Here is a 4,675-nt window from a genome sequence, read left to right on the forward strand (position 1 = left end):
TCGCCACCCCCGCCGCCCAGACCGCCGGGCTGACCCGCGACACCACTACCGCCGTTCCCGCCCGCACCGCCCGGCGCGCCGGTGCCGCCGTTGCCGCCGTCGCCGCCGTAGCCGCCGCCCCCGGTACCGCCGGGCACAGAAGTGGAGCCGACTCCGCCCGCGCCGCCCGCGCCGCCGGGCTGCCCGGGGCCACCGTCGGCGCCGGCCCCACCGGACGAAGCGGGGCCGCCCGCGGTGCCCGCGGCTGCCGCGGGTTGGGTGATGCTCTGCAGGGGGTTGATACCGGCAACTCCGGGCGCACCCGCGCCGCCGGCACCTCCAGCTCCACCGTTGCCCAGCATCTGCACGTTGCCGCCGGCTCCACCGGCGCCGCCGCCGATCCCACCGCGGCCGCCGGCTCCGCCGTTGCCGAAGACCGCATCACCGCCTCGACCACCAGCCTGGCCCGGTAGACCGTCCCCTCCGCGGCCCCCGTTACCGCCCAGCCAGCCACCGGGCTTACCCGGTTGACCGGGTGCGCCGTTCGCCCCGTCGCCCCGCAGCGGACGACCGGAAAGTGCCACCGATTGAGCGTTCGCCGCGGCGCCAGCCTCGTTGAGCGGCCTGAGTAAGCTCTGAGCCGCCGAGTTGACCGCACCGACCGGATCTATTCGGGTAGCTGCTGCCGCCGCCGCGCCTAGTGCGTTGACGGCCTCGGCGCTCTGATACATGTTCGCGCTGTTGGCCAATGTCCGCACGAACTGCTCGTGAAATTTCGCCGCTTGAGCGCTGAACGTCTGGTACATCTGTGCGTGGCCCCTGAACAAGGCTGTCGCCGCCGCCGACACCTCGTCTAGGGCTGGGGCGAATATTCGTGTCGTGTTGGCCGCCGCGGCGGCGTTTGCCTGCCCTAGGGTCGAGCCGATACCGGCCAGGTTGTTGGCGGCCGCGGCTACATACTCCGGCCCCGCGATTACAAATGACATGTCATTGTCCTTCCATTAACCGATAGGTGAAACGGGGCATCTCGTCGGAGATCTGACGGCGGAGAGCGATCGTGGTGCCCGGCCGAATTGATGGTGGGTGTGGTCAATGGTGGGATGACGATTTTTGGCAGGGTGAAGCCGCCGACGCCGGCGCTGTTGGGGGTGAATCCGGGGATGGTCAGGGCGGGCAGCTGCAGGCCGGGGACGTTGATGGTGGGGGTGGTGATCCCGGGCAGCTCGAGGTTGGGCACGGTGATCGAGGGCAGCGTCAAGGCGGGGACGCCGATCTTGGGCAGGGTGAAGCCGCCCAGGGAGGCGCTGTCGAGGGTGAAGCCGGGGATGCTCAGGGTGGGGAGTTCCAGGCCGGGCAAGGTGATGGCGGGTGTGGCGATCCCGGGCAGCTCCAGGTTGGGCACGGTGATCGAGGGCAGCGTCAACGCCGGAACACCCAGCTTGGGCAGGCTAAAACCGCCGACCGCGGCGCTGTTGAGGGTAAAGCCCGGCACGGTCAGCGCGGGCAAATCCAGCCCCGGCACGGTGATCGTGGGTGTGGTCAGCGCCGGAATGGTCAGCTTGGGCAGGCTGAATCCGGCCACGCCGGCGCTGTTGAGGGTGAAGCCGGGCACGGTCAGGGTGGGCAGGTCCAGGCCGGGCACGGCGATCGCCGGGGTGGTGATCTTGGGCAGGTCGAAACCGGGGATCGCCAGGTTGGACGTGGAGATGGCGGGCAGATCCAGCGGCGGTACCGCAATGCTGGGGATGTTGATCGGGGGCAGGGTCAGATCGGGCGTAGTGATGGCAAAGCGAAGCCCGCCTTGTCCGGTGCCGCGGAACGCGACGCCGTTGTTCATGTCGCCGGTGTTGAACAGGCCGGTGTTGACATCCCCGATGTTCAGGACAACCGGCGTTAAACGACCCGGGATTGAACAGACCGGTGTTGTAATCCCCGGAGTTCCCGATCCCGAAGTTCCCCAGACCGGTGTTGAACAAGCCCCGGCTCCCCGACCCGGAGTTACCGATGCCCACATTGCCGGTGCCGGAGTTGAATTAAGCCCACATTGCCGGTGTCGGAGTTAAACAAGCCCAGGTTCCCGGTGCCGGTGTTCAACAGCCCGATTCCGACCTGGCCGGTACCGGTCAGACCGATACCGATGTTGTTGTTGCCGGTGTTGCCGAAGCCGACATTATTGTTGCCGGTGTTCGCGAAACCGGTGTTGCCGCTACCAAGATTGCCCGGGCCGACATTTCCGCTACCTAAATTCCCGAAACCGAAGTTGTTGCTGCCCAGATTCCCCAAACCAAAGTTACCGACACCCAGGTTGCCCAACCCCACATTCAACGGGGTCCCCGCAGCAACCGCACCCGGCAACCCCGCCAACTGACCCGACAACCCCACCACACCCTGCAACGGCTCAGCGAACGGAGCGAGCGCCGAGACCACGGCAGAAGCACCGCCGTGATAGGCCGCCATCGCCGCGACGTCTTGGGCCCACATCTGCTCATAGGCGGCTTCGAAGGATGCGATCGCCGGTGCGTTCTGACCAAACAGGTTCGACATCACCAGCGACACGAGGTTGGACCGGTTGGCAGACAGCACGATCGGCTGCACGATCGCTGACCTGACGGCATCGAACTCGGTCACCAAGGCCTGAGCCTGCATCGCCGCCTGCCCGGCTTGGCCCGCAGCAGACGCAAGCCAATCCGCGTAGGGGGCCGCTGCTGTCGCCATGGCCGCCGCGGACGGGCCCTGCCACGACCCGCCGACCAGGCCTGACGTTACCCCCCCGAAAGAGGCTGCCGCAGAACCCAATTCTTCGGCCAGTTCTGCCCACGACGCCGCAGCGGCCAACAACGGCTCAGGGCCGGCTCCGGCGAGCACCAAGGCAGAGTTGACCTCCGGCGGCAATACCGAAAAGTTCATTACCCAACCTCCGTCGTTTGGCACACGAGTTGCAAATCAGCTCAACCCGGTATGCCGCTGAAGCCCATTCGGCCTCTATCGAGCTGATCTGGCACGCGAACGCCATCCCGCACCGCCAACACACAATGGATAAACAAGTCGCAAACTACTTTGTCCGCCATATATCCGCAGGTCAACGCCCTAACGGGAAGTTGAAATGAGCCATCAGCACGCGAGTGCCCGTGCCGTCTCAGCTCCTGCCTCAGACCTGCGACGACGGTGAAAATGGGCTCAAAGTGCGTCTCATCATCGGGAAAAACTCTCCTGCCTGCGACCGAAGGACGGCCGGCCTGATCGGAGTCGATGAATGGCGGCTTGCAGTGCGCCTCGCGATTGCCGGCAAAACGGATCTACGTATCGACCACGGCGGTGACAGGACCAGGCCCCGGTGCTGCTATTGCGGTGTGATACGGCCGAGATGACATGACACCGATTGTGCGCCGGCGGATTCGATCGGTCCGCAGTTCAGTATGGCATCGATGGAGTATGCCCAAGCCCTACAATTTTCCACTGACCCAGGAAGGATGGGTCACCCGCCAGCCATCAACCCTCGGCGCCGCAGCTCAGACCCGTACCGCCCTTAATCAAGAGCCTGCATTCGAAGTAGTCAGCCTAACGGGCCGAGCTTTCGACAGCTCGTGACTGTCCGTTCGCATGGGCACGAATACGGCGCGCGTAGAAAACGCAGAATACCGTGCCGATGACGACCGAAGGCGCAATCGTCGTTGCGATGTAGGGCGGCCGGGCTGCATGAAACCCGACCCACGGAACATCAGTAGACCCTTCGCCGGTCTTGTACGCCGCGTACCGCCTGCGACTCGCGGGTCAATCGATGCGCATATTCGAGGCGGGCGACGACCTCGGCGGCACTTGGTACTGGAACCGCTATCCCGGGGCGCGGGTCGACATCCCCGGTGTCGACTACATGTTCAGCTTCGACGCGGACCGGTCGAGAGACTGGCGGTGGCCGGAGAAGTACGCCACCCAGCCCGAGATCCTGCGCTATCTGAACCAGGTCGCCGACAAGCACGACCTTCGTCACGACATGCAGTTCGGTACCCGGGTCACGCGGGCGCATTGGGACGACACGTTGTCTGGCTACCGCGTGCGCACCGATTACGGCGACGAGATCGGCTGCCGCTACCTGGTGATGGCGACGGGCTGTCTGTCGGTGCCCAAGGACCTCGACATCCCCGGCGTCGAAAACTTCACCGGCGAGGTGTATTTCACCAGTCGCTGGCCGCATGAGCCCGTCGACTTCACCGGTAAGCGCGTCGGTGTCGTCGGCACCGGGTCATCGGGAATCCAATCGATCCCGTTGATCGCGGCCCAGGCAGCGCAGCTGGTGGTCTTCCAACGCACGCCCTGCTTTTCGATCCCCGCGCACAATGGGCCGATCGCCCCGGACAAACTCGCCCAGTTGCTCGACGATTCGGCCTACCGGCAGGCGGCGAAATACTCCTTCGCAGGAGTGCCGTTGGAGCGCACCATCACCCCGGCGTTCTCGGTGTCCGCCGACGAACGCCGGCAACGCTACGAAGGCGCCTGGCAGCGCGGCGAACTGTTGGAAGTACTGAACCTCTATACCGACGTCATGAGTAATCCGTTGGCCAACAACGACTTTGAACCATCCCGGGTTTCATGCACACCTCGTTACGTGTGACCGGTGTGCTGCCCGATCTGTTGTTGAGCGTAGTACTCGGCCTCGACTTCGGCTGGTGGGCGTCGTTCGAGGCGGTGCATCAGCCTG

General features: G+C 65.2%; 3 protein-coding genes and 1 pseudogene. 1 reads left to right on the forward strand and 3 read right to left on the reverse strand.

All coding sequences use genetic code 11. The annotated features are described in order from the left end of the window. The 3 genes and pseudogenes from EET03_RS09950 to EET03_RS33270 form a co-directional block, all read right to left on the reverse strand. The coding region (locus tag EET03_RS09950; RefSeq protein ID WP_136625674.1) for a PE family protein at positions 1-965 on the reverse strand (965 nt) is incomplete at its 3' end. Continuing rightward, positions 953-1,816, reverse strand: coding sequence for a hypothetical protein (locus EET03_RS33265; protein ID WP_075542351.1), 864 nt, complete (start codon positions 1,814-1,816; stop codon positions 953-955). The genes EET03_RS33265 and EET03_RS09950, both read right to left, overlap by 13 nt. 100 nt (positions 1,817-1,916) lie before the next feature. Beyond that, positions 1,917-2,886 (reverse strand): annotated as a pseudogene (locus EET03_RS33270) (PPE family protein); the annotation flags it as partial. Positions 2,887-3,718: 832 nt separating this feature from the next. Between EET03_RS33270 and EET03_RS09960 the strand changes: the two are divergent. After that, entirely contained in the window at positions 3,719-4,588 is an 870-nt protein-coding gene (locus EET03_RS09960) for a flavin-containing monooxygenase (RefSeq protein WP_075542349.1), read from the forward strand. The last annotated feature ends 87 nt before the right edge of the window (positions 4,589-4,675 follow it).

Origin of the sequence: Mycobacterium innocens, assembly GCF_900566055.1 — a bacterium.
GTDB lineage: Bacteria > Actinomycetota > Actinomycetes > Mycobacteriales > Mycobacteriaceae > Mycobacterium > Mycobacterium innocens.

What these genes read in the sequence shown, in the direction of transcription:
- EET03_RS33265 (WP_075542351.1), bottom strand. Translation starts at nt 1,816, where the DNA reads ATGAACAACGGCGTCGCGTTCCGCGGCACCGGACAAGGCGGGCTTCGC.